Source organism: Micromonospora sp. ANENR4, from assembly GCF_015354395.1.
GTDB lineage: Bacteria > Actinomycetota > Actinomycetes > Mycobacteriales > Micromonosporaceae > Micromonospora > Micromonospora aurantiaca.
Genome location: NZ_JADKYQ010000011.1, coordinates 102587 through 124163, shown reverse-complemented (window position 1 = coordinate 124163; position 21577 = coordinate 102587). Strand labels below are relative to the sequence as shown.

23 protein-coding genes are annotated in these 21577 nt (G+C 73.9%); 11 read left to right on the top strand and 12 right to left on the bottom strand.

Translation table 11 applies throughout. The features are described from left to right. Positions 1–13 precede the first annotated feature (13 nt). Together IRY44_RS20490 and IRY44_RS20485 are read left to right on the top strand one after the other, a co-directional pair. A complete protein-coding gene (locus tag IRY44_RS20490) occupies positions 14–781 on the top strand; it encodes an enoyl-CoA hydratase/isomerase family protein (RefSeq protein WP_194801893.1) in 768 nt (255 codons plus the stop codon). A 58-nt stretch (positions 782–839) separates the two neighbouring features. Next, positions 840–1451, top strand: coding sequence for a hypothetical protein (locus tag IRY44_RS20485; protein WP_194801892.1), 612 nt, complete (start codon positions 840–842; stop codon positions 1449–1451). Here IRY44_RS20485 and IRY44_RS20480 read toward each other — a convergent pair. After that, the gene (locus IRY44_RS20480; protein ID WP_194801891.1) at positions 1426–1977 is read right to left on the bottom strand and encodes a peroxiredoxin-like family protein; all 552 of its coding nucleotides are present in this window, start codon (positions 1975–1977) and stop codon (positions 1426–1428) included. The genes IRY44_RS20485 and IRY44_RS20480 overlap by 26 nt on opposite strands. A 69-nt stretch (positions 1978–2046) precedes the next feature. Between IRY44_RS20480 and IRY44_RS20475 the strand changes: the two genes are divergently transcribed. Beyond that, complete coding sequence (locus IRY44_RS20475) at positions 2047–2670, top strand: TetR/AcrR family transcriptional regulator (protein ID WP_194801890.1); 624 nt, start codon at positions 2047–2049, stop codon at positions 2668–2670. A 73-nt stretch (positions 2671–2743) separates the two neighbouring features. Here IRY44_RS20475 and IRY44_RS20470 read toward each other — a convergent pair whose 3' ends face one another. The 4 genes from IRY44_RS20470 to IRY44_RS20455 form a co-directional block, all read right to left on the bottom strand. Beyond that, on the bottom strand, positions 2744–3184 hold the full coding sequence (locus IRY44_RS20470) for an HNH endonuclease (protein ID WP_128138148.1): 441 nt from the start codon (positions 3182–3184) through the stop codon (positions 2744–2746). A 214-nt stretch (positions 3185–3398) separates the two neighbouring features. Beyond that, a complete protein-coding gene (locus IRY44_RS20465; protein WP_194801889.1) occupies positions 3399–4535 on the bottom strand; it encodes a hypothetical protein in 1137 nt (378 codons plus the stop codon). A 54-nt stretch (positions 4536–4589) separates the two neighbouring features. Then, positions 4590–6134: an FAD-dependent oxidoreductase gene (locus IRY44_RS20460; protein WP_194801888.1), complete on the bottom strand. Its 1545-nt coding sequence runs from the start codon at positions 6132–6134 to the stop codon at positions 4590–4592. 77 nt (positions 6135–6211) lie between these two features. Then, on the bottom strand, positions 6212–6691 hold the full coding sequence (locus IRY44_RS20455; RefSeq protein ID WP_194801887.1) for an MSMEG_6728 family protein: 480 nt from the start codon (positions 6689–6691) through the stop codon (positions 6212–6214). Positions 6692–6778: 87 nt separating this feature from the next. Here IRY44_RS20455 and IRY44_RS20450 point away from each other — a divergent pair, with 87 nt between their 5' ends. Then, a complete protein-coding gene (locus IRY44_RS20450) occupies positions 6779–8563 on the top strand; it encodes a TrkA family potassium uptake protein (RefSeq protein WP_370584977.1) in 1785 nt (594 codons plus the stop codon). Positions 8564–8572: 9 nt separating this feature from the next. On the opposite strand, the gene IRY44_RS20445 is transcribed toward IRY44_RS20450, so the two are convergent. Beyond that, entirely contained in the window at positions 8573–9814 is a 1242-nt protein-coding gene (locus tag IRY44_RS20445; RefSeq protein ID WP_194801886.1) for an APC family permease, read from the bottom strand. A gap of 274 nt (positions 9815–10088) precedes the next feature. On the opposite strand from IRY44_RS20445, the gene IRY44_RS20440 reads away from it, so the two are divergent. Further along, positions 10089–11234: a hypothetical protein gene (locus IRY44_RS20440; protein ID WP_194801885.1), complete on the top strand. Its 1146-nt coding sequence runs from the start codon at positions 10089–10091 to the stop codon at positions 11232–11234. Here IRY44_RS20440 and IRY44_RS20435 read toward each other — a convergent pair. Continuing rightward, the gene (locus tag IRY44_RS20435; protein WP_194801884.1) at positions 11203–12003 is read right to left on the bottom strand and encodes a phosphatase PAP2 family protein; all 801 of its coding nucleotides are present in this window, start codon (positions 12001–12003) and stop codon (positions 11203–11205) included. The two genes, IRY44_RS20440 and IRY44_RS20435, sit on opposite strands and share 32 nt — an antisense overlap. A 111-nt stretch (positions 12004–12114) precedes the next feature. Here IRY44_RS20435 and IRY44_RS20430 point away from each other — a divergent pair, with 111 nt between their 5' ends. After that, on the top strand, positions 12115–13323 hold the full coding sequence (locus tag IRY44_RS20430) for a DUF4032 domain-containing protein (protein ID WP_194801883.1): 1209 nt from the start codon (positions 12115–12117) through the stop codon (positions 13321–13323). 12 nt (positions 13324–13335) lie between these two features. Here the strand turns inward: IRY44_RS20430 and nagA are convergent, their stop codons facing one another. From nagA to IRY44_RS20410, 4 genes are read right to left on the bottom strand one after another with little or no spacing between them, the layout of a single operon-like run. Beyond that, positions 13336–14445, bottom strand: a complete 1110-nt coding sequence (gene nagA, locus IRY44_RS20425) for an N-acetylglucosamine-6-phosphate deacetylase (protein WP_194801882.1) — start codon at positions 14443–14445, stop codon at positions 13336–13338. Then, complete coding sequence (locus tag IRY44_RS20420; RefSeq protein ID WP_194801881.1) at positions 14442–15374, bottom strand: ROK family protein; 933 nt, start codon at positions 15372–15374, stop codon at positions 14442–14444. The genes nagA and IRY44_RS20420 overlap by 4 nt, the downstream gene beginning before the upstream one ends. Further along, positions 15371–15571 (bottom strand): hypothetical protein, encoded by a 201-nt coding sequence (locus IRY44_RS20415; RefSeq protein ID WP_194801880.1) that lies wholly within the window; start codon positions 15569–15571, stop codon positions 15371–15373. Before IRY44_RS20415 ends, IRY44_RS20420 begins: the two co-directional genes overlap by 4 nt. Next, the gene (locus IRY44_RS20410; protein ID WP_194801879.1) at positions 15568–16497 is read right to left on the bottom strand and encodes an SIS domain-containing protein; all 930 of its coding nucleotides are present in this window, start codon (positions 16495–16497) and stop codon (positions 15568–15570) included. The genes IRY44_RS20415 and IRY44_RS20410 overlap by 4 nt, the downstream gene beginning before the upstream one ends. A 199-nt stretch (positions 16498–16696) precedes the next feature. Between IRY44_RS20410 and IRY44_RS20405 the strand changes: the two genes are divergently transcribed. From IRY44_RS20405 to IRY44_RS20390, 4 genes are all read left to right on the top strand, one after another. Continuing rightward, the gene (locus tag IRY44_RS20405; RefSeq protein WP_194801878.1) at positions 16697–17482 is read left to right on the top strand and encodes a DeoR/GlpR family DNA-binding transcription regulator; all 786 of its coding nucleotides are present in this window, start codon (positions 16697–16699) and stop codon (positions 17480–17482) included. Between the two features lie 96 nt (positions 17483–17578). Beyond that, complete coding sequence (locus tag IRY44_RS20400; protein WP_262013303.1) at positions 17579–18577, top strand: ATP-binding cassette domain-containing protein; 999 nt, start codon at positions 17579–17581, stop codon at positions 18575–18577. After that, entirely contained in the window at positions 18574–19587 is a 1014-nt protein-coding gene (locus IRY44_RS20395) for an ABC transporter permease subunit (RefSeq protein ID WP_194801877.1), read from the top strand. Before IRY44_RS20400 ends, IRY44_RS20395 begins: the two co-directional genes overlap by 4 nt. A gap of 136 nt (positions 19588–19723) precedes the next feature. Then, a complete protein-coding gene (locus IRY44_RS20390) occupies positions 19724–20212 on the top strand; it encodes a DUF3263 domain-containing protein (protein ID WP_194801876.1) in 489 nt (162 codons plus the stop codon). Between the two features lie 6 nt (positions 20213–20218). On the opposite strand, the gene IRY44_RS20385 is transcribed toward IRY44_RS20390, so the two are convergent. Next, positions 20219–20431, bottom strand: coding sequence for a hypothetical protein (locus IRY44_RS20385; RefSeq protein WP_013288875.1), 213 nt, complete (start codon positions 20429–20431; stop codon positions 20219–20221). Between the two features lie 152 nt (positions 20432–20583). Between IRY44_RS20385 and IRY44_RS20380 the strand changes: the two genes are divergently transcribed. Then, a complete protein-coding gene (locus tag IRY44_RS20380) occupies positions 20584–21486 on the top strand; it encodes a hypothetical protein (protein WP_194801875.1) in 903 nt (300 codons plus the stop codon). Positions 21487–21577: the final 91 nt, after the last annotated feature.

Genomic DNA, 21577 nt, shown 5'->3' with positions numbered 1-21577 from the left:
TACGGTCGGACCCATGTCCGACGCGGAACTGACCGTCACCCTGGACGGCCCGGTGGCAACCGTGGTCATCCACAACCCGGCCCGGCGCAACGCCATGACCCCGGCCATGTGGCGGCAGCTCCCGGTGCTGCTCGACGGCCTGGAGGCGGACCCGGCGGTACGGGTGCTGGTGCTCACCGGCGCGGGCGGCACGTTCTGCGCCGGCGCCGACCTGGGCGACCTGGACGAGCTGCTGGCGGCCGGTGACGGCAGCATCGCGGTGGCCGCCGAGGAACGGCTCGCCGCGTTCGGCCGCCCCACGGTCGCCGCGATCGAGGGCGCCTGCGTGGGCGGCGGCTGCCAGCTCGCCGTCGCCTGCGACCTGCGGCTGGCCGCGGCGGACGCCCGGTTCGGCGTACCCCCGGCCCGGCTCGGCCTGGTCTACCCGGCGCCGACCACGCGGCGGCTGGCCGCGCTGGTCGGCCCGTCCGCGGCCAAGCACCTGCTGTTCACCAGCGAGCTGGTGGACGCCGAGCGGGCGCTGCGGATCGGCCTGGTCGACGAGGTGCTGCCGGCCGGGGAGCTGGCCGGGCGGGTGGCGGCGCTGACCGCCACCGTCGCCGAGCGCTCCCGGCTCACCGTGACCGCCGCCAAGGAGATCGTCGACGGGCGCGCCGACGCCGACCGGCTGGCCTGGTGGCACGCCCAGGTGCGGGACAGCGGCGAGGCCCGCGAGGGGGTGGCGGCGATCAACGAGCGCCGGCCGCCGCGCTTCGGCTGGACCCCGCCCGCCACGCGCTGACCGCCGTTTGACCGGCATCCCCCGGCGGGTACGTTCCGGCCGTCGAACGGGGGCCATCGTGGACGGTGATTCGGAACGTCGGAAGATCAAGCGAGGGCGCCGCCGTGTCCGGCTGCTGCTGGTCGGCACGGTGTTGACGTTCGCGCTGGCGTCGCTGCTGGTCGGGCTGATGGCGGACGGTGCGTTCCCGAGTAGCTGGCTGGAACGCGGCGACCCGCCCGACTGGGTGGAGGTGACCGGCCTGGTTCTCGCGGTGCTGGGTCTTGGGCTGGAAATCGTCGCGCTGGTCCGCATGGTCCGCAGCGGTAGCTATCGGGCCGACCGTGAGTCGCGGCTCTGGGCGGTGACCTTCCGCCGTCGCCGCGAACTGGTCCGGGCCGTCCGGCGCGGCGTGGTGGACTCCCCGGACGACCTGCCCTGGCTGCGCACCACCGCCGAGCAGTTGATCCGGCAGCGGAGATTCGTGCCGTTGTTCGGCGGTCTGGCGACGATGAACCTCGGCCAGTTGCTGCTCAGCCTGGCGCCGATCTGGTTCGTCCTGTTCGGCGTCACCGTGGTGATGTTCGCGCTCGCCTGCTGGCAGATCCTCCGGGACGCGCCCCGGGCCGAGGCGTTCCTGCGGGAACACCCCGGCGATCCGGCGGTCAGCGTGCCGACCGGCTCCCGCTGACCTGGGCCAGCAGTTCGTCCACCGACCACTGGTCGGAGGCGTGTTCGCCGTGCTTCGCGGCGACCACCCGCCCGTCGGGCGCGATCAGGAAGTCGGCCGGCAGCCCGAGCCGGCCGCCGTGCGGCGTGCGGGACGGCAGTCGCTCCCGGCCGCGCAGGACGTGCCAGGTGCCGGTCACCACGGCACGCAGGATCGGCAGCCAGGCGCGCGGGTCGAGCAGCGACCGTCGCGCCGACTCCACACCGAACTCCCGGTAGAGCCGCCGGTCCGGGTCGGCCACCACGGCGAACGGCAGGTCGGCGACGTGCTCGCGCAACTCGTCGGCGGGGGAGTGGAAGAGCACCACCTCGCGTACGCCAGCCGCCTCGATCTCGGCGTGCCGGCGGACGATCGAGTGCAGGTGGAGGTTGCAGACCGGGCAGCCGGCGAAGCGGCGGAACTGGAGGTGGACCAGGCGGTCCGGGTCCGGCAGGGCGACCTGGGCGCCGGTCACGCTGGTGAGGTGGCGAGGGGGGACGACGTCCATGCGCGCTCCCGTTGTAGGCGTACGACGTACTCCTACAACCGTAGGCGTATCTTGTACGCTGTCAAGGCCATGCCCCGTCCCCGTTCCCTGACCCACGCCCAGCTCGCCGACGCGGCGCTCGCGGTGCTCGACCGGGACGGCCTCGCCGGCCTCACCATGCGCGCGGTCGGCGCGCAGCTCGGCACCAGCACGATGGGCCTCTACCGCTACGTCGCCGACCGCGACGAACTGGAGGCGCTCGTCGTCGAGCGGGTCCTCGACCGGGTGGACACCCGCCCGCCGCTCGACGTCCCGTGGCCGGACGGCATCCGGGAGCTGTCCGGCCGGGTACGCCGGGCTGTCGGCACCCATCCGGCCGTCGTCCCGTTGCTGCCCGCACACCGGCACCGCTCACCGGCGATCCTGCGCTGGGGCGAAGCGGTGCTCGCGGTGCTGACCCGGGCCGGCTTCACCGGCACCGGGCGGGTGATCGCGTTCCGCGCCCTGCTCGGCTACGTGATCGGCGCGATCCAGATGGAACACCTCGGCGCGCTGGCCGGGCCCGGCACGGCCGTCATCGCGGCGTTGCCCCGCGACGAGTTCCCCCTGCTCGCCGAGACCGCACGGGCGGCCGGTGCGGTCGCACCGGAGGACGAGTTCGGTGGCGGGCTGGACCTCCTGCTCGACGGGCTGGCCCGGCGTCTCGGCACCTAGGGCATGGTGGGACCGGCGGGCGCGGCGCCGGGGCGTACCCCCGACACCGCCCCCTGTGCCCGCCGGCCGTCCGTCACCGCGCCAGCGCGGCCCAGCTCGGCGTCACCGGCTCCCGCCGCAGCGGCATGCCCGCCTCGGCCGGGGTCCGGTCACCCTTGCGCTGGTTGCACGCGTAGCAGGCGGCGGTGGTGTTCCCCCAGGTGTTCCGGCCACCGCGCGAGCGGGGCAGGATGTGGTCGATCGTGCTGGCCGCACCGTCGCAGTACGCGCACCGCCGCCGGTCGCGCGCCAGCACCCCGGCCCGGGACCAGGCCGGGCCGGCGCTGAACCGCCAGCGGGTCACCACGTACCGGACGAGGCGGACCACCCGCGGCAGCGGGAAGACGCCGATCACCCGGTCGGGCTCGGCCTCGTGGATCTCGGCGACCCGGCGGCAGAGCATCCGGATCGCGTGCTTGACGGTGACCCGGTGCAGCGGGCCGAGGTCGGCGTTGATGACGAGGACGGCGTCCACCGGGCTCTCCCTTCACGATCGGCGGTACGGCGACGAAAAAGCCGCCCGGTCCACGGGACCGGGCGGCGACGACGGGGACGCGAGACGCGTCAGTCGTGGCCTCCGGGCCAGGGACCGTGTTCCCGGCAGCCGTCGCCGAGCAGCCACGACGTCTTCGTGGTGGCGGATCGCAGCGACATCGACGGCTCCCGGAACGGTGGCTGACCTTGCGCGCTCACGGTAGATCGATTCGGGAATCGCGGGCAACGCATTTCGATCCGTCGTCGGCGGGTCGCCGCTGCCGTCCGGCCCGCCCGGCACGCCGGGCGGCGGTGAGCGGCCTGTCGATCCGGGCGGTCATCTGCACCACCAGTTCGCTGTCCAGCAGCGGACGGTTCACCTCGGCCGCCACCGACAGCGTGGGTGTGGAGATCGACCGCCAGATCGCGGTCAGGCCGGCGCCGAGGCCGACGAGCGCCACCGCCGCCCGGGTGGTGGGGGAGCCGGCCGCGGCGGCGGCACTGACCCCGACGACCGCGAGCAGCACCACGAGCAGGGGCGCCAGCACCGGCCAGAAGATGCCCCGGGCCGCCTGCGCCACCAGCTTCCGGTCCCGGATGACGACGTTGCGGGCGATCACCGCCCAGTTCTCCTCGTCCAGCAGGTCGCGCGGGTGCAGGCCGCCGGTCAGGACGTCCTGCCACAGGTCGCCCTGGTTGCGCAGCTCGCGGGCCAGCTCGGCGAGCCCGGCCTCGCCCGGATCGCCCACTGCGGCCCGGCCGACAGCGGTGGCCCAGGCGGCGAGCGAGCGGCGCACCACGGCGGCCGAGTACGGCGGCAGCACGCTCGCCAGCTCGTCCAGCCACCTGCTGATCTGGAGGTGCCGGCCGCCGAAGCGCGCGGCGAGCTGGTCGGCGTCGCCGCGCCGGACGGTGTCGGCGAGCGAGCGCCCGAGCCGGTACGCCACCCCGACCCGGTGGTTCGTCGCCATGGTCCACCGCAGCACGTCGATGTTGAGGTCGTCGAGCGCCCGCAGCAGCGGTTCCCGGTCGGCCCCGGTGGCACCACGGGCGGCGGCGGCGGACGGCACCGTACGGCCGGCCGGGGTCAGCGGCGCGATCTGGGCCAGCGCCACGTCCACGCCGTCGAGGTACATGCCGAGCCGGTGCCGCCCGGCCAGCTCGGTCAGGTTCGACAGCTTCGGCGGCGCCGGCGTCTGCGGGTGCCCGTCCCCGGTCAGGTCGGCGGTCTGCGCGTGGTGGTAGGCGTCCGCCATCGACCAGCCGAGCCGCAGCGCGGTGACCACCGCGGTCCGTTCGTCCCGTGGCGTGCCGTGCTCCTCGTCGCGCCGATCCCGCGTCGCGGTGCTCACCGCCCGACCTCCCGTGTCACCGGATCAGTCGAGCGTAGAGGCGTTTTTGGCCGCTTATGACCGTTTCGGTGCGGCCCGCCCGGCCAGCAGCCCGCGCGGCCGGATCGAGCGGACCGGCTCGGCCGCCGCCCCCTCGACCCGCAGGATGTGGTTCGCGGCGATGATCCCGGTGGCCGCCGACCGTTCCATCAGCGCGCTCGGGAACTCGGTGCGGATGCCGTCCCCGGCCAGGTAGAGGCCGGGCGCGTCGGTCTCCACCCCGGGACGCCACGCGTGGCTGCCGGGCGTGAACGCGGGCGCCTGCGCCTCGACGCGGGCGCGCAGCTCGCGTACCCGCAGGCCGGCCACCTCCGGCCAGAGCGCGGTCAGCTCCCGCAGCATCCGGGCGGCCAGCTCGTCGGCCGGCACGTCCGGCTCGCAGGCGTACGCGTGCAGCTCCACCACCGAGCCGCCGGTCCGCTCGGCCCAGCGGCGGGGCTCGTCCTCCAGCCGGTGGTAGAGCGTCACCGAGTCCAGCGTGGGCTGCCGGGAGACGCCGCTGAACACCGCGCGGTCGGCCCGGACGTCCCCGTCCATCCAGTAGCGCGCCACCGCGTACGGCGGACCGGGCCGGCCGAACGCGGGCATCCGCGCCACCAGCTCGGGCGCCGCCCCGGCCAGGCCGGGGGAGGCGTCGACGAGCGCGGCCAGCGCGGGCGGGTCCACCGCGAGCACCACGTGCGGCGCCTCCCAGGCGTCGCCGTCCGCGCCGGTCACCCGCCACCCCGCCGGGGTACGGTCCAGCCGGGCCGCCGCCGCGCCGGTCAGCACCCGGCCGCCGTGCTTCTCCACGTACCGGGTCAGCGGCTCCCAGATCGCCGTGCCGTAGTCCCGGTCCGGGCAGTCGAAGGCCAGCCCCTCCGGGTTGCCGAGCAGGTAGAAGTGGAACTGCGCGATCATCTCGGCGGCCGACATCTCCGCCTCGTGGTTGAAGAACGAGTGGGAGAAGACCTCGAACAGCATGGCCCGCGCCCGGTCCGGCAGCCGCAGCGAGGTGAGCAGCTCGTCGGCGGTCCGCTCGTCGAACTCCTCGTAGGTGCGTACCGGGTCGTAGGTCAGCAGCGGCAGCGCCGCGTCCCGGTCCATCGTGCGCAGGTCCGCCAGGCGCAGGCTGGGGCTGCGCAGCAGCAGCGCCAGCAGGTTCGCCGGGGGCGCGGGCGGCAGCTTGCCGAACTCCTCCGTGGGCCACTGCTCGGACAGGATCGGATAGCCCGGGATCGGCTTGAGGAAGCCCAGCCCCGGATCGACCCGGCGCAGGATCGACCGCCAGTTCCAGTACTGCCGGAAGAACGCGTGGAAGCCGTGCTCGTTGCGCTGGACGCCGTCGGGCAACTCCTCCGGCCAGGCGCCGAGCCGTCCGCCGAGGTGCGGCGCCGCCTCCAGCACCGTCACGGCCACCCCGCGCTCGGCCAGCACCACAGCCGCCGACATCCCGGCGATGCCGCCGCCGACCACGAGCGCCGCGACCGGTCGCGGCACGCGGTCCGCGCCACCGCCGCCCGGGTCCACCACGTGCTCGCGTACGCCGATCAGGCGACCTACCACTTGCGACAGACCCACGGGGCATCCTCCAGTCGGCGGTGCTCACAGTCTGCCGGTCGGGGCGGCAACCCGCTGGGTACGCGTCGGCGGGGCGTTCACGGCAGGCAGCGGCGCGGGCGGTCCGACGGCGGCCAGACGTACTCCAGGTCGGGGGAGACGTCGCCGAACAGCGGCGCATAGTGGACCGGGTCCTTGCGCAGCAGCGACGACCGGTGGCTGCGGTGCAGGTCGTCGCGGCCCAGCCAGGGCGGCAGCTCACCGGCGGCGGCCAGTTCGTCCTGGGTGCGGATCACCGAGACGCCGCAGGCAGTCGCGAGATCGGTGGCGAGCGTGCCGGCGCAGGTGTCGGCCCGGCCCGGCTCGCACCACACCGCGCACATGTCCAGCCCGTACCGGGTCAGCGCCTCCTCGTACCCGGCCCACATCTTCACCGCGGGGTGGTTGCGCCAGCCGTAGTCCGGCCGGGTCAGCCCGCGCAGCACCTGGATCGCCTCCACGCGCTGCTTGCCCAGCCGCTTCTGGTCCAGCGTGCGCGCGCTGGCCAGGAAGTCCGGATACGGCAGGAACGTCTGCATGCCGGTGCTCTACCCGGACCCGGGCCCGCCATGCGTTCATGATCGCCGGGGCTGCGCACATCGCGAGCGGCTGACTACGATCCGGACATGGCCGAGCCACTGCGCGACCGCGCGCGCCGCGCGACCGGCTGGCGGCTCCGGATGAACGGTGACGAACGCCCTCACTACGTGGTCTGCGGCTCCGATCCGCTCGCCTACTGGGTGGTCCGGTCGCTGCTCGCCACCGACAGCGCCGACGGCCAGGTGCGGGTCACGCTCGTGGTGCCGGGCCGCCGCCGGTCCGACGGCCCCGACGGGCGGGACGTGCCGGGGGTACGGGTGGTCACGGCGGAGCGGCTGGACGAGGCCGCGTTCCGCCGGGCCGGGCTGGCCGGGGCGGCCGGGCTGGCGCTGCTGCACCAGGACGACGTGGGCAACATGCACGCCGCGCTGTGCGCCCAGGAGGTCGAGTCGCGGCTGCGCCTGGTGGTGCGGATGTTCAACACCAACCTGGCGGACGGGCTGCGGCAGCTCTTCCCCGACTCGGCGGTGCTCTCCGACGCCTCGATGGCCGCGCCCGCCTTCGTGGCCGCCGCGCTTGGCGAGGTGGCGCCGACCCACTTCCGGCACGCCGGGCGCACGCTCTACGTGGCCCGCCGAGACGACGTACGCCCGCAGGACGTGGTCTGCGGCCTGGCCGTCACCGCGGATCCGGACCTGGTCCGGGTGCTGCCCGCCGACGAGGCGGCGGCCGACGTGGTGCTGGCCGAGGCGACCGGGCGGCCGGCGGGCACCGAGGTCGCCGCGCGGCGGCTGGTCCGGGCGCGGCGGCGCCGGCAGCCGGTCGCCGTCCTGCTGCGCGCGGTCCGCCACTTCGCCACCCGCAAGATCGGCATCGCGGTGCTGGTGCTGCTCGGGGTGATCGCGGCGCTGGGCTGGCTCAACGCCCGGGCCGCCGACGTGAGCTGGAGCGAGGCGGTCTACCTGACGCTGGTCACCACGCTCACCGGCCAGGACCCGGACGTCAACAAGCCGGTCGCCGCCCAGGTGATGCAGGTGGTGCTCAACCTGGCCGGGCTGGCGCTGATCCCGCTGATCACTGCCGCGGTGGTCGACGGCATCGTCAACGCCCGGCTGGCCCTGCACGCGGGCCGGGTCCAGCCGGACCGCTCGGGGCACGTGGTGATGGTCGGGCTGGGCAACATCGGCACCCGGGTGATGGCCCAGTTGCACGACTTCGGCGTCGAGGTGGTGGCGATCGACAAGAACCCGGACGCGCGCGGCGCCGCGCTGGCGCACCGGCTGGGCGTGCCGCTGATCGTGGGCGACGCGGGCCGGGAGGAGACGCTCCGGTCCGCCTCGGTGGACACCTGCCAGGCGCTCGTGGTGGTCTCCACCGACGACGGGACGAACCTGCGGGCCGCGCTGATCGCCCGGTCCCTCGACCCGGACCTGCGCGTGGTGCTGCGGCTGTTCGACGGCGACTTCGCCGAGCGGATCCAGCAGGCGTTCGGCATCGGCATCTCGCGCAGCGTGTCCTATCTGGCCGCGCCGGCGTTCGCGGCGGCGCTGCTCGACCGCGCGGTGATCGCCACCATCCCGGTCGACCGGCACGCGCTGCTGGTCACGGAGGTGCCGGTGGTGGCCGGTTCGCCGCTGGACGGCCGTCCGCTGAGCGCGGTGGCCAGGCCGGGCGAGGTACGCCTGCTCGCGCACACCCGGCCGAGCCAGAAGGCCGACTGGTCGGCCGACCCGCGTGTGGTGATCCAGGCCGGTGACCGGCTCACGGTGGTGGCCCGGCGGGCCGGGCTGACCGCGCTGCTCCGGGAGACCACGCCCGCGCCGCCGCCGGCGCCCACCGGCCCGCCCGTCGCGCGCCGCCCGCAGGAGTGACCGGCCGCGTCAGGCGGGTCGCCCACGGCGGCGGACGGCGTATCCGAGCGCGCCGAGCGCGAGCACGCCGAACCCGGCGAGCACGCTCGGCAGTGGCAGGTTGACCACCAGCACCAGGCAGCCGACGAGCCCGAGCGCGGCGAGCAGCCGTACCGGGACGCGCCGGTCCGGGTCCGGGCCGAGCGTCAGCGCCGACGCGTTGGTGATCGCGTAGTAGACCAGCACCGTGCAGCTGGAGAAGCCGATAGCGCCCCGGATGTCGCCCACTGTCACCACGGCGATCACCACGGCGGCCACCGCCAGTTCGGCGCGGTGCGGCACCCGGTGGCGCGGATGGACCGCCGCCAGCGCGCCCGGCAGGTCCCGACGGCGGGCCATCGCCAGCGTGGTCCGGCCGACGCCCGCCAGCAGCGACAGCAGCACCCCGGTCACCGCGACTGCCGCACCGGCCCGGACCAGCCAGGCCAGGCCCGGGTGCCCGGCGGCGGTCACCACCTCGACCAGTGGCGCGTCGGTGGACGCCAGCCGGTCGGAGCCGAGCACCCCGAGCGCGACCACCGCCAGCGTCAGGTAGATCGCCAGCACCGCGCCGAGCGCCAGCGGCACCGCCCGGGGGACGGTGCGCTCCGGGTCGCGTACCTCCTCGCCGAGCGTGGCGATCCGCGCGTACCCGGCGAAGGCGAAGAACAGCAGGCCGGCGGCGGTCAGCACGCCGCCCGCGCCGATGCCCGCCGGTGCGGTGAGCCGGTCGGCGGCGACCTGCGGCGCGCCGGTCGCCGCGACCACGGCGAGCACCGTGAGCACCACCGCGACGAGGACCCGGGTGGCGGTGGCGGTCTTGCCGATCCCGCGCAGGTTCACCGCCGTCACCGCCACCACCGCGAGGACCGCGACGAGCCGCGCCCGCCCCGGCCACAGGTACGCCCCGACGGTCAGCGCCATCGCCGCGCAGCTCGCCGTCTTGCCGACCACGAACCCCCAGCCGGCCAGGAAACCGGCGAACGGGTGCAGGCGCTCCCGGCCGTAGACGTAGGTGCCGCCGGACTCGGGGTAGCGGGCGGCGAGCCGGGCCGAGCTGGTCGCGTTGCAGTAGGCGATGAAGCCCGCGACCGCCAGCGCGACCAGCAGGCCCGCACCGCCCGCCGCAGCCGCGGCCGGTGCGAAGACCACGAAGACACCCGCGCCGAGCATCGAGCCCAGACCGACGACCACCGCATCGGGTACGCCGAGTCGCCGCGCCAGTTGTTCCACACCGGCAGCCTAGGGTGCTCAGGTGAACGGTAGGTGCCCAGCGACCGGAAATTGACGAAAATGATTTGTGTAATTTAACCGGTGCTCAGCGGTGGCTGATTGCGGAGGGTCTGGGTAGAGTCGTTTACGCAGGTCAAGTGCTTTGCGAATGTTCCGCGCCGATTATCCGATGGCGATGATCAGATTTTTTCTGCGCCGATCGGGCGATGGTGCCCGCGATTCGGCACAAGCAATTTCCGGAACGTCTTCTCCGCGAACGCGGGAGGTACCGCACATGACGCTCTTCGGCTGGGACGCCAGTGACTACGACGTCGACCGGGGGTTGACGGCCGATCGGATCCGGGAGGCCCGCGCCGCGGGCATCGACTTCATGACCTACAAGGGCACCGAGCAGTCGCGCGACGGCACGTTCCACAGCCAGTACTACGGGGTGATGCTCACCGCCGCGAAGGACGCGGGCATCCCGTTCCTGGGCATGTACGTGGTGGTGCACTCCGACGTCTCCATCGAGGACCAGGCCACCACCGCCATCGACTACGCCGACAAGCACACCCCCTGGTGGCGCACCTACGACGGGTTCTTCTGGCAGATCGACCTGGAGCGCTGGCCGACCGACGACGTGCCCCCGCGCATCGGCGTCGACGTGGGTGAGGAACTGGAGGAGCGCACCGGCAAGGTGGCGGTGATGTACGCCTCGCGCGGTGAGTACGGCGACGACGACCTGGGCGACTTCCCGCGCTGGAACGCGGACTACCCGTACCGGGTGGCCGAGGACTTCAAGGCCGCGTACGCGCGGGCCGGCGGGGACTCCGGGCCGGGTTGGTCCCGCTACGGCAAGCCGGCGGAGACGCCGCGCATCTGGCAGTTCACCGATTCGGCGATCATCGGCCGCCAGCACACCTGCGACGCGGACGCGTTCCGCGGCACCACCGACGACTTCGCGAAGATGATCGGGGAGAAGACGTCCACGACGACGAAACGGGACGTGATCGCCACCTTCCACAGCACCGCGCACGCCGGCGACACGCTCGACACCACTGACGTCTTCCACGCCATCCGCTGGGCCACCGGCCTCTACCACTGGACCGTGCCGGAGACCGGGCTGGTGAGCATCCAGGCGACAGTCGACCTGCGCGGGCTGCGGCGCGACGACCTGGTCCGGATCCGCGCCGAGTACACCCGGCCCGGAGACTCGGAGAACGACACCCCGCTGCTACGGCAGGAGCGGGTGTCGGTCGACCCGGAGACCACCGGCGGGGTGTTCGTGGTGAGCACCCCGGACGAACGGGTCGAGCTGCCGAAGGGCACCCAGATCCGCATCCAGGTGGCGGTGCGGCCGGCGGACGGCGACCACCGCCGCAAGCTCACCTACAGCACCCGTACCCGGATCAGCATCGTGGAGATCCGGACGGTGAGCTGAGCGGCGCGGACCAGGCGACCGGCCGTCCCCGGTCGCCGAGGCGACGCGGCAGCGGCAGGTCGTCCCAGGGCACCCGGTGCAGCAGGCGGTCCAGCAGCAGGCCGAGCAGCAGCCCGGCGACGGAGTCGGTCAGCCAGTGCCAGCCCAGGTAGACGGTGGTGCAGAAGACCACCGCCGGGGGCACCACCCGGACCGCGGTGACCAGCCCGGCCGGGACGGTACGGCCGAGCGTGCGCACGAGCGGGGCCAGCAGCAGCGCCAGGACGCCGTACCAGACGATCGAGTTGGCGACGTGCCCGGACGGGTACGACTGCGCGAAACGCACCGGCAGGTCGTGCTGGAACAGCGGCAGCGTCTGCTCGGGCGACAGGAACGGCTCCTTGACCGAGGCGCTCGGCGCCGGCCGGGCCGTCCACACCTTCAGCGGGCCGACCGTGAAGAACGTGAGCACGAAACCGGCCACCGGCGGCAGCAGTGGCCGTACCGAGCGCAGCCGCCACGCCAGCAGGACGCCCAGCCCGGCCGCGAGCAGCGTCAGCGGCGTGCCCTGGCCGAGCAGGTTCAGCGTCATCGCCACCCAGCGGGCGGCCGCCGGGCGGTTCTCGTCGGACCAGTCGGCGACCGCCCGGTCGAGGCCGAACAGGTGGCCGGAGGCGAGCGCGACGGTCAGCGCCACCACTGCCGCGAGCAGCAGCCCGTCGAACCACCACCCGGCCGGCCGGACCGGCCGCAGCCGCAGGTCACCGCGTACCCCCGAGGTCTGACGCACGCGACCACGCTACCGGCCGCGCGCGGCGGCCGGGCGGCGCGGGCATCGGCGGCTGTGTGCCCAGCCACGAAGGGAAGCGCGGCGCGGGGGTCAGCGGTCACACTGGTTGCCGTGCGGATCACCTCGGCTCTCGTCGACCCGGCGCTGCTCGACCTCCCCTGGTCGACCCCGCTGGAGCAGTGGCCTGCCGAGCACCTGGTGGCGCTGCCGCAGGGCATCTCCCGGCACATCGTGCGATTCGTCCGGCTCGGCGGGTACGTCTACGCGGTGAAGGAGACCGGCGAGCGGGTCGCCGAGCGCGAGTACGACCTGCTGCGGGCGCTGGAGCGGATCGACTTCCCGTCGGTCGAGGCGATCGCGATCGTGGCCGACCGGCAGACCGACGACGGCGAGCCGCTGGACCCGGTGCTGATCACCCGGCACCTCCAGTTCTCGCTGCCCTACCGGGCGCTGTTCTCCAACACGCTGCGCCCGGAGACGATGAACCGGCTGCTGGACGCGCTGGCCGCGCTGATCGTGCGGATGCACCTGACCGGCTTCTTCTGGGGCGACTGCTCGCTGTCCAACACGCTGTTCCGGCGGGACGCGGGCGCGTTCGCCGCCTACCTGGTCGACGCCGAGACCGGGGCGCTGTACCCGTCGCTGTCAAACGGCCAGCGCGGCGAGGACCTGGAGATCGCCCGGGTCAACATCTTCGGCGAGGCGCTCGACCTCCAGGCCGCCGGACTGCTGCACGAGTCGATCGACCCGGAGGTGGTCTGCGAGGAGGTCGTGCGGCGCTACGAGCGGCTCTGGCACGAGATCACCTACGAGCAGCAGGTCGAGCGCTCGGCCCGGCACGACATCGAGCGCCGTATCCGCCGCCTCAACGAACTGGGCTTCGACGTGGCCGAGGTGGCCATGTCGACAGTCGACAACGGGCGCTACCTGGTCCGGCCGAAGGTGGTCGACGCCGGCTACCACACCCGGCGGCTGCTGCGCCTGACCGGCCTGGACGCGGAGGAGAACCAGGCCCGCAGGCTCCTCAACGACCTGGACGCCTACCGGCTGGAGAGCGACCTGACCGACGAGCAGCAGGCGGCGCACCGCTGGCTGACCGAGGTCTTCGAGCCGGTGGTCCGGGCGGTGCCCGCGCACCTGCGCCGCAAGCTGGAGCCGCAGGAGCTGTTCGCCCAGATCATCGAGCACAAGTGGCTGCTCTCCGAGCAGGCCGGGCGGGACGTCGGGATGCGCCGGGCGGTGCAGTCGTACCTCGCCGACGTGCTGGTGCACCGCCCGGACGAGCAGGCGGTGCTCGGCGTCGAGGTGCCCACGGTCTGACGCCCGGGCGGATCACTCCACCCAGTCGCCGCCGCGCATCACCCGCACCACGTTCAGGTCGTCGTCCAGCATCACCAGGTCGGCGCGCAGCCCGGCGACGAGCGCGCCCACCCGGTCGCCCAGGCCGATCGCGCGGGCCGGGGTGGTGGCGACCATCCGGCAGGCGTCCGGCAGGGCCACGCCCGCGCCGACCGCGTGCCGCAGCGCCGCGTCCATGGTGAGCGTGCTGCCGGCGATCGCGCCGTCGCGGCTGAGCCGGGCCACCCCGCCGGACACGGTGACCGCCTGGCCACCGAGCTCGTACTCGCCGTCGGGCATGCCGGCGGCGGCCATCGCGTCGGTGATCAGCGCGGCCCGCTCCGGGCCGGCCACCGAGGTGGCGAAGCCGAGCATGCCGTCGTGCAGGTGCACGCCGTCGGCGACCAGCTCGCACACCACGTTCGGGGCCTCCAGCAGCGCCACCACCGGGCCGGGCTCGCGGTGGTGCACCGGGCGCATCCCGTTGAACAGGTGGGTGCCGACGCTCGCGCCCGCGGCCACCGCCGCCCGGGTCTGCTCCCAGGTGGCGTCGGTGTGCCCGACCGCCGCGACCACGCCGTGCGACACCAGCAGCTCGACCGCCTTGGTGGCGCCGTCGCGCTCGGGAGCGATGGTGACCATGCGGACGGCGCCGCCGCCCAGCTCGATCAGCTCGGTCAGCTCGCCGGTCGACGGGTCGCGCAGGAACTCCGGATTCTGCGCGCCGCAGCGGTCGGCGGACAGGTACGGGCCCTCGAAGTGGACGCCCGCGAGCACGCCGGACTCCACCAGTGGGCGGTAGGCGGCGGTCGCGTCGCGCATCAGCTCGAACGGGGAACTGACCAGGCTCGCCAGCAGCGTGGTGGTGCCGTGCCCGAGGTGGAACGCGGCGGCCTGCCGCGCCGACTCCGGGTCGCCGGTGGTGAACGTGTGGCCGCCGCCGCCGTGGGTGTGCATGTCCACGAAACCCGGCACGATCCAGTGCCCGTCGCGCACCGACGGATACTCGGCCACAGCGGTGATCCGCCCGTCCGCGATCTCCACGCAACCCTGCCGGATGACGCCGGTCGGGGTCACCACCTTGCCGGTCACGCGCCGGGTCATCGACTCTCCTTCGCCAGGGTGTCCAGGGCCAGCAGGGCGGCGCCCAGGCAGCCGGCCTCGTCACCGAGGCCGGCCGCGACCAGGCGCGGCTCGCGGTGGAACGTCAGCCGCTCACGTAACGCCGTCCGCAGCGGGTCGAACAGCCGGGGACCGGCCTGCGCCAGCCCGCCGCCGAGCACCACCGTCGAGACATCGTAGAGCGCCTGCCCGGTGGCGAGTCCGTCGGCGAGCGCCTCGACCGCCTCCTGCCACACCTCCACGGCGAGCGGCTCACCGGCCGCCGCGCGGTCGGCCACCTGGGCGGCGGTGGTGGGCGCACCGGACAGCTCGGCGTACCGGCGCCCGATCGCCGACGCCGACGACACCGCCTCCAGGCAGCCGGTCCGCCCGCATCCGCAGCGCGGGCCGCCGGGGCGGACCAGGATGTGGCCGATCTCCCCGGCGGCGCCGTGCGCGCCGGTGGTGGCCGACCCGTCGACCACGTGGGCGGCGGCGATGCCGGTGCCGATCGCGACGAACAGCACGTGGCCGCCGTCCCGCCCGGCGCCGAGCCGGGCCTCGGCCAGGCCGCCCGCGCGCACGTCGTGGCCGAGCGCCGCCGGCAGTCCCAGCCGCGTGCCCGCCAGTTCCCGCAGGGGTACGTCCCGGAAGCCCACGTTCGCCGACCAGACCGCGACGCCGCGCGCCTCGTCGACCACCCCGGGTACGGCGATGCCGCAGGCCACCGGCGTACGGCCGTCGGCGCGGGCCTTGCCGGCCAGCCCCTCGGCCACGTCGAGGATCGTGCCGACCACCGCCTCCGGGCCGCGCTGGGCGCCGGTGGCGTGCCGTTCGGTGTGCACAGTCGTGCCGTCCGGCCGGACCAGGGCGCACTTCATCCCGGTGCCGCCCACGTCCAGCGCGACGACGACCTCGTCGCCTGTGCTCACGCCGTGGGCTCGCTTCGCTCGCTCACGCTGTGCCGGCTGGGCATGCGCTCACGGCCCTCGCTTCGCTCGGTGCGTTCGCTCATGCTGTGCTGGCTGGGCATGCGCTCACGGCCCTCGCTTCGCTCGGTGCGTTCGCTCATGCTGTGCTGGCTGGGCATGCGCTCACGGCCCTCGCTTCGCTCGGTGCGTTCGCTCATGCCAGGACCACGGACCGAGTCAGGTGACGCGGCGCGTCCGGGTCGAGACCGCGGCTGGTGGCGAGCGCGACCGCGAAGCGCTGGGCCAGGATCAGGTCGGCCATCGGGTCGACCGGGTTGCGGCCAGCCGACCAGCTCGTCAGCACCGTGCGCCAGCCGTGCGTGCGGCTGTGCACGAACGCGGCGCCGGTCGCGGCCACGTCCTCGGACAGGCCGTCCGGGATCTCGCCGAGCGCCCAGACCAGCCGGCCGGGCGCGGCGACCGAGATCGGGCCGTGCCGGTAGTCCATCGCCGGGTACGCCTCGGCCCAGAACGTGGCCGCCTCGCGGCACTTCAGCGCGGCCTCCTGGGCCAGCCCGACGGTCCAGCCGCGACCGAGGAAGGTGACCTGCTCGATGCCGGCCGGGTCGATCGGCAGCGGGGCGCGTACGGCGACCTCGGCGTCGGCGGCCAGCCGTCCGAGGTCCTCGCCGAGGTGGGCGCGCAGCAGCGCGAGCGCGGTGGTGGCGAAGCGGGTCTGCACCACCGACCGCTCGTCGGCGAAGGGCAGCGCGACTGTGGCGTCGGCGAGCGTGACGGCGGCCGAGTCCGGGTCGCCGACCAGGACCGTGGTGGGGATCCGTCCGCGCAGCGCGGTGAGCAGGTCGAGCACCTCGGTGGTGGTGCCGGAGCGGGTGATCGCGATGAGCCGGTCGTACCGGCGGCCGGCCGGGAACTCGCTGGCCTGGAAGGCGTCGGTCTCGCCCTGGCCGACGGACTCGCGCAGCCCGGCGTACGCCATCGCCATGAACCACGACGTGCCGCAACCGACCACGGCGACCCGCTCGCCGGGGCGCGGCAGGTGCTCGGCGACGGTCGGGGCGAGCCGCGCCGCCTCCCGCCAGCAGTCGGGCTGGCTCGCGATCTCCGCGTGCACGTACGCCATGACAACTCCTCCCCAGGGGAGACCTTGCGCAATACGGCGCGATACGGCCGCCTTTCGCGCGTCATTCTGCGCGAAACCTGGTGGTCGTGGCAACCGTCTCCCCGTTCGCGCAGCGCAGGGTTTTGCGCGGACCCAGTTTCGCGCACTAGTGTGCACGCAACCGATCACCGTTCACGCACAGTCTGGGGAGGGCCCCGCGGTGGACCGCTACGCGCGCTGGAACGCGCTGCTGGAGATGCTGACCGACAGCGGCCGGGTCAGCGTCGAGGAGGCGGCCGGGCGGCTCGACGTCTCCCAGGCCACCATCCGGCGCGACTTCGACCAGCTCGCCCAGCAGCAGATGATCACCCGTACCCGGGGTGGCGCGGTCGCCAACGGTGTCTCCTACGACCTGCCGCTGCGCTACAAGACCGCGAAGCACTCGGCCGAGAAGCAGCGGATCGGCACCGCCGCCGCCGCACTCGTGTCGCCGGGCACCGTGGTCGGTCTCAACGGCGGCACCACGAGCACCGAGGTGGCGCGGGCGCTGGCGGTCCGCCCTGATCTCAACACCAGCGCCGAGGGCGCCCAGCTCACAGTGGTCACGAACGCGCTGAACATCGCCAACGAACTGCTGGTGCGCTCGCGGATGAAGGTGGTGGTGGCCGGCGGCGTGGTCCGGCCGAAGTCGTTCGAGCTGGTCGGCCCGCTCGGCGGGGCGCTGCTGCGCGAGGTCACGCTGGACGTGGCGCTGCTCGGCGTGGACGCGATCGACCCGCAGCTCGGCGCCGCCGCGCACCACGAGGGCGAGGCGGCCATGAACAGCCTCATGGTGGCCCGGGCCAAGCGGGTCGTCGTGATAGCCGACTCGTCGAAGCTGGGTGGGCACGCGTTCGCCCGGATCTGCCCGGTGGACCGGATCGAGACGCTGGTGACCGACTCCGGCGCGGCCCCCGATGTGGTGGCGGCGTTCCGCGACGCGGGCGTGCACGTCGTCTGCGCCTGACCTCTCCCGACACACCGACACTGCATACCGGGTATTGCCTTCGGGTGCATACCGCGTATGGTGTCGCTGACGCCTACTTATCGGGGGAGGTCAGCTGTGTCGGCTGTCCTGGAGATCGAAGGTCTCCGCAAGACGTACCGGAGCCGGAAACGCGGGGTTCGCCACGCGCTCGACGGCTTCGACATGCGAGTGGAAGCCGGCCAGGTGCACGGCTTCCTCGGCCCGAACGGTTCGGGCAAGACCACCACGCTGCGGACGCTGCTCGGCCTGATCAAGCCGAACGGCGGCCGGATGGCCATCCTCGGCCAGGAGCTGCCGCACGCGCTGCCGGCGGTCGCCGGGCAGGTCGGCGCCATCGTGGAGAGTCCGCAGTTCTTCCCGCACTTCACCGCGCGGGACACGCTCGGCCTGCTCGCCCAGGCCGGTGAGCTGCCCAAGCAGCGCGTGGACGAGGTGCTGGAGCTGGTCGGGCTGCGCGACCGGGCCGGCGAGCGGGTCAAGACCTACTCGCTCGGCATGAAGCAGCGCCTTGCTGTCGCCTCCGCGCTGCTCAAGAACCCCAAGCTGCTGATCCTCGACGAGCCGGCGAACGGCCTCGACCCGGGCGGCATCCGGGAGATGCGCGGGCTGATGCGGGAGCTGTCCGAGGCCGGGATGACAGTGGTGCTCTCCAGCCACATCCTGGGCGAGATCCAGCTCATCTGCGACTCGGTCACCATCATCTCGCTCGGCCGCCGGGTCGCGTTCGGGCCGGTCGACCAGGTGCTCGCGGCCCACTCCCAGGGCGCCGTGCGGGTACGCCTGGAGGCGGTCGACGACCTGCCCCAGGCCGCCGACGCGCTCACCCGGGCCGGGGTCCAGGTGGCCGCCGAGCCGGACCACCTGATGCTGTCCGGCGTGGACAAGCCGGCCACCGTCAGCCGCCTGCTCGCCGAGCAGGGCCTGTACGTCAGCGAGCTCACCCCGGTCGCTGTCGACCTGGAGAGCGTCTTCCTCGAACTGACCGCCACCGCGCCGGTCCCCGGCCAGCACCGTCAGGTCGATCAGTCCGCCAAGGTCGACCAGACCGGCACCGCAGGAGGTTGGGGCGCATGAGCCTGTTCGTCACCGAGCTGCGCCGGCTCGGCAAGCGCCGGGTGACCCGGCTGATGCTCGTGCTGCTGGTGCTCGGCCTGGCCACCGTCGCGACCGCGTTCAGCTTCTCCAGCGAGAAGCTCTCGCCCGCCGCCGTGGCCGAGGCCGAGGCCAAGGCGAACAACGACTACCAGTCCGCGATGACGGACTGGAAGCGCACCGTCGCGGAGTGCGAGGCGGCCCAGGCGCGCGGCGAGAAGACCGAGGAGCGGTACGGCCCGAACTGCGGCAAGGACTACCAGCCGCAGCCCGACATGTTCGAGGCGAAGTGGTACCTGCCGTACCAGTTCGACTTCCGGGCCGAGTTCCCCCTGTTCATCGCCGTGTTCGCCGCCTCCGTGGCGCTGTTCGGCTTCATCGTCGGTGCCTCCTTCGTGGGTGCCGAGTGGAACACCGGCGGAATGATGAACCTGCTGCTCTGGCGGCCGAAGCGGCTGACCGTGCTGGGCACGAAGCTGGCCGCCCTGCTCACCACCGTCTTCGGCCTGACCGTGGTGCTCGGCGCGCTCTGGACGGCGGCGTTCTGGCTGATCGCCGGCCAGCGCGGCAGCACCGCGAAGATGACCGCCGGAGTGTGGCAGTCGATCGGCCTGGACGGGCTGCGGGCGCTGGGGATGACGCTGCTCGTGGCGGCGGTCGGGTTCGCGCTGGCCTCGCTCGGCCGGCACACGGCGATGGCGCTCGGCGCGGCGGTGGGCATCTTCGCGGTGAGCGAGATCGGCATCCGGATCGCGGTGGCGGTGCTCGGCGTCCAGTTCGGTGACCGGTACGTGCTGTCCACGTATGCCCAGTCGTGGTTCCTGAAGCAGGCGGAACTGTTCGACTACGACACCTGCCAGTTCTCCCAGGGCGCCTGCGAGCCTGCGACGTACGTGGTCACCTGGCAGCAGTCGGCCCTGGTGTTCGGCGTGGCCCTGGTGGGTGCGCTCGTGGCCGCGTTCTGGACGATGCGACGGCGGGACATCGCCTGACCTGGTCCGCGCCGCCGGCTCCCCCCGGCGGCGCGGACCCCGCGTCCGATGCGGCCGAGGGCGGCCCTGGTTACGCTGGGGCTTCCCCGGCCGGCGCGCTCCGCGTGCCGGTCACCCGCCGTCGGAGAGGAGCGTCATGTCCGCCGACGCCTCGCAGCGGGCTGCCGTCGACCGGTCCGGCCCGGCAGCGGGTACGCGCCACGCGGGCGGGACCGTTCCGCCGCCGCGCACCGCTCCGCCCGTCGAATCCACGGCACCCTCGGAGCCGTCGGAGTCCGCTCGGCCCGCCGAGCCCGCCGCCGCCGGGCCCGCCTCGCCGCCCGTCGAGTCCGCCGCGCCGGTCGAGCAGGCCGGTCCGGATGCGGCAGATGCGACCGGTGCGGGCACGACGCCCGCCGGCCTCACCGAGCGGGAGCAGCGGATCCTTGCCTTCGAGGCGCAGTGGTGGAAGCACGCCGGCGCCAAGGAGCAGGCCATCCGGGACACCTTCGGGCTCTCCGCGACCCGCTACTACCAACTCCTCAACGCCCTGCTCGACCACCCGGCCGCGCTCGCCGCCGAGCCGCTGCTGATCGGCCGGCTGCGCCGGCTGCGGTCGTCGCGCGCCCGCAACCGGCGTCGCTGACCGGCGTCACTTCTCGTACGTGCGCAGCCCGTTGCCGATGGCGAAGAACGTCGGCGCCCACTCGCCGATGAAGATGCCCCAGCGGTCCGCTCGCGCCACCCCGGCGCGCTCCATGTGCTTCGAGAGGAACCAGCTGGTGACCGAGAGGCCGATGCTGACGAATCCGGCGAGGTAGGCGTGCTCCGCCCGGATGCCACCTTCGTGCAACCGCTCCAACATGTCGTACCCCCTGTCACCGGGACCGACCCGGTCGCGTCCGACGCTACCGAAGGTCCGGAGAAGATGACGCACGGTTACCACGATCGGGGTCGGCGGCGGATGACCGGGCGCGGTCCGGGTAGGCGGTCGGCGACGACGAACGGAGGCCGACGATGGGGGCACCAGACCGCCGGTACGCGATCGGCAGCAGCCCGGCCCGTCCGGCCGCGCAGGCGCCGGTGATGCGGGTGCGTTCCGCCTCCGACCCGGCTCTCGGCCGGCCGGAGAACGAGGACGTGGTCTTCCGGTTCGGCCCGCTCGTCGGCGTCCTCGACGGGGCCACGGTGCCCGAGGGATTCGACACCGGCTGCGCGCACGGTCCCGCCTGGTACGTCCGGCACCTGGCCGCCCGGATCGGCCTGGCGGTCGCGGCCCGTCCCGCCGCCACGCTGATGAGCAGCCTCGCGGCGGCGATCCTCGCGGTACGGGCCGACCACGGCGGGATGTGCGACCTCGACCATCCGGGCACCCCGTCGTCCACCGTCTGCCTGCTCCGGCACAGCGGCGACCGGGTCGACCACCTGGTGCTCTGCGACAGCCCGCTGGTGCTCGACACCGACCGGGGGATCGAGGTGGTCACCGACGACCGGCTCGCGGACGCGGTGGCGGACCTGCGTCGCAGCGCCGCCGAGCTGCCCGACGGCGACACCGACCCGGCCACCCGGTTCCGGCGCGCCACGACCGTGCAGCGGGCCCGGATGAACCGCACCCACGGCTACTGGGCGGCGGCGAGCGACCCGGACGCCGCGTACCACGCGCTCACCGGGACGCTTCCGCTGCGCGGTCCGGGTGCGCTGCGGCGGGCCGCGCTGCTCAGCGACGGCGCCTCCTGCGCTGTCGACCAGTTCGGCCTGTTCGACTGGGCCGGGCTGCTGGAGGTGCTGACGGTGGAGGGCCCGGACGGGCTGATCGACCGGGTCCGGGTGGCCGAGCGGGACCATCCGGACCGGCTGCGGCGACGCAAGCGCACCGACGACGCGTCGGCGGTGCTCTGCGAGTTCGACAGTCGGCCGTGACCACGCTCACGCCGGAAGAACCGGTCGGATGACAACGCAGCGTGAGGCGGGAACACCCCGGGGGTACGACCGGACGAGGCGGTCGGCCATA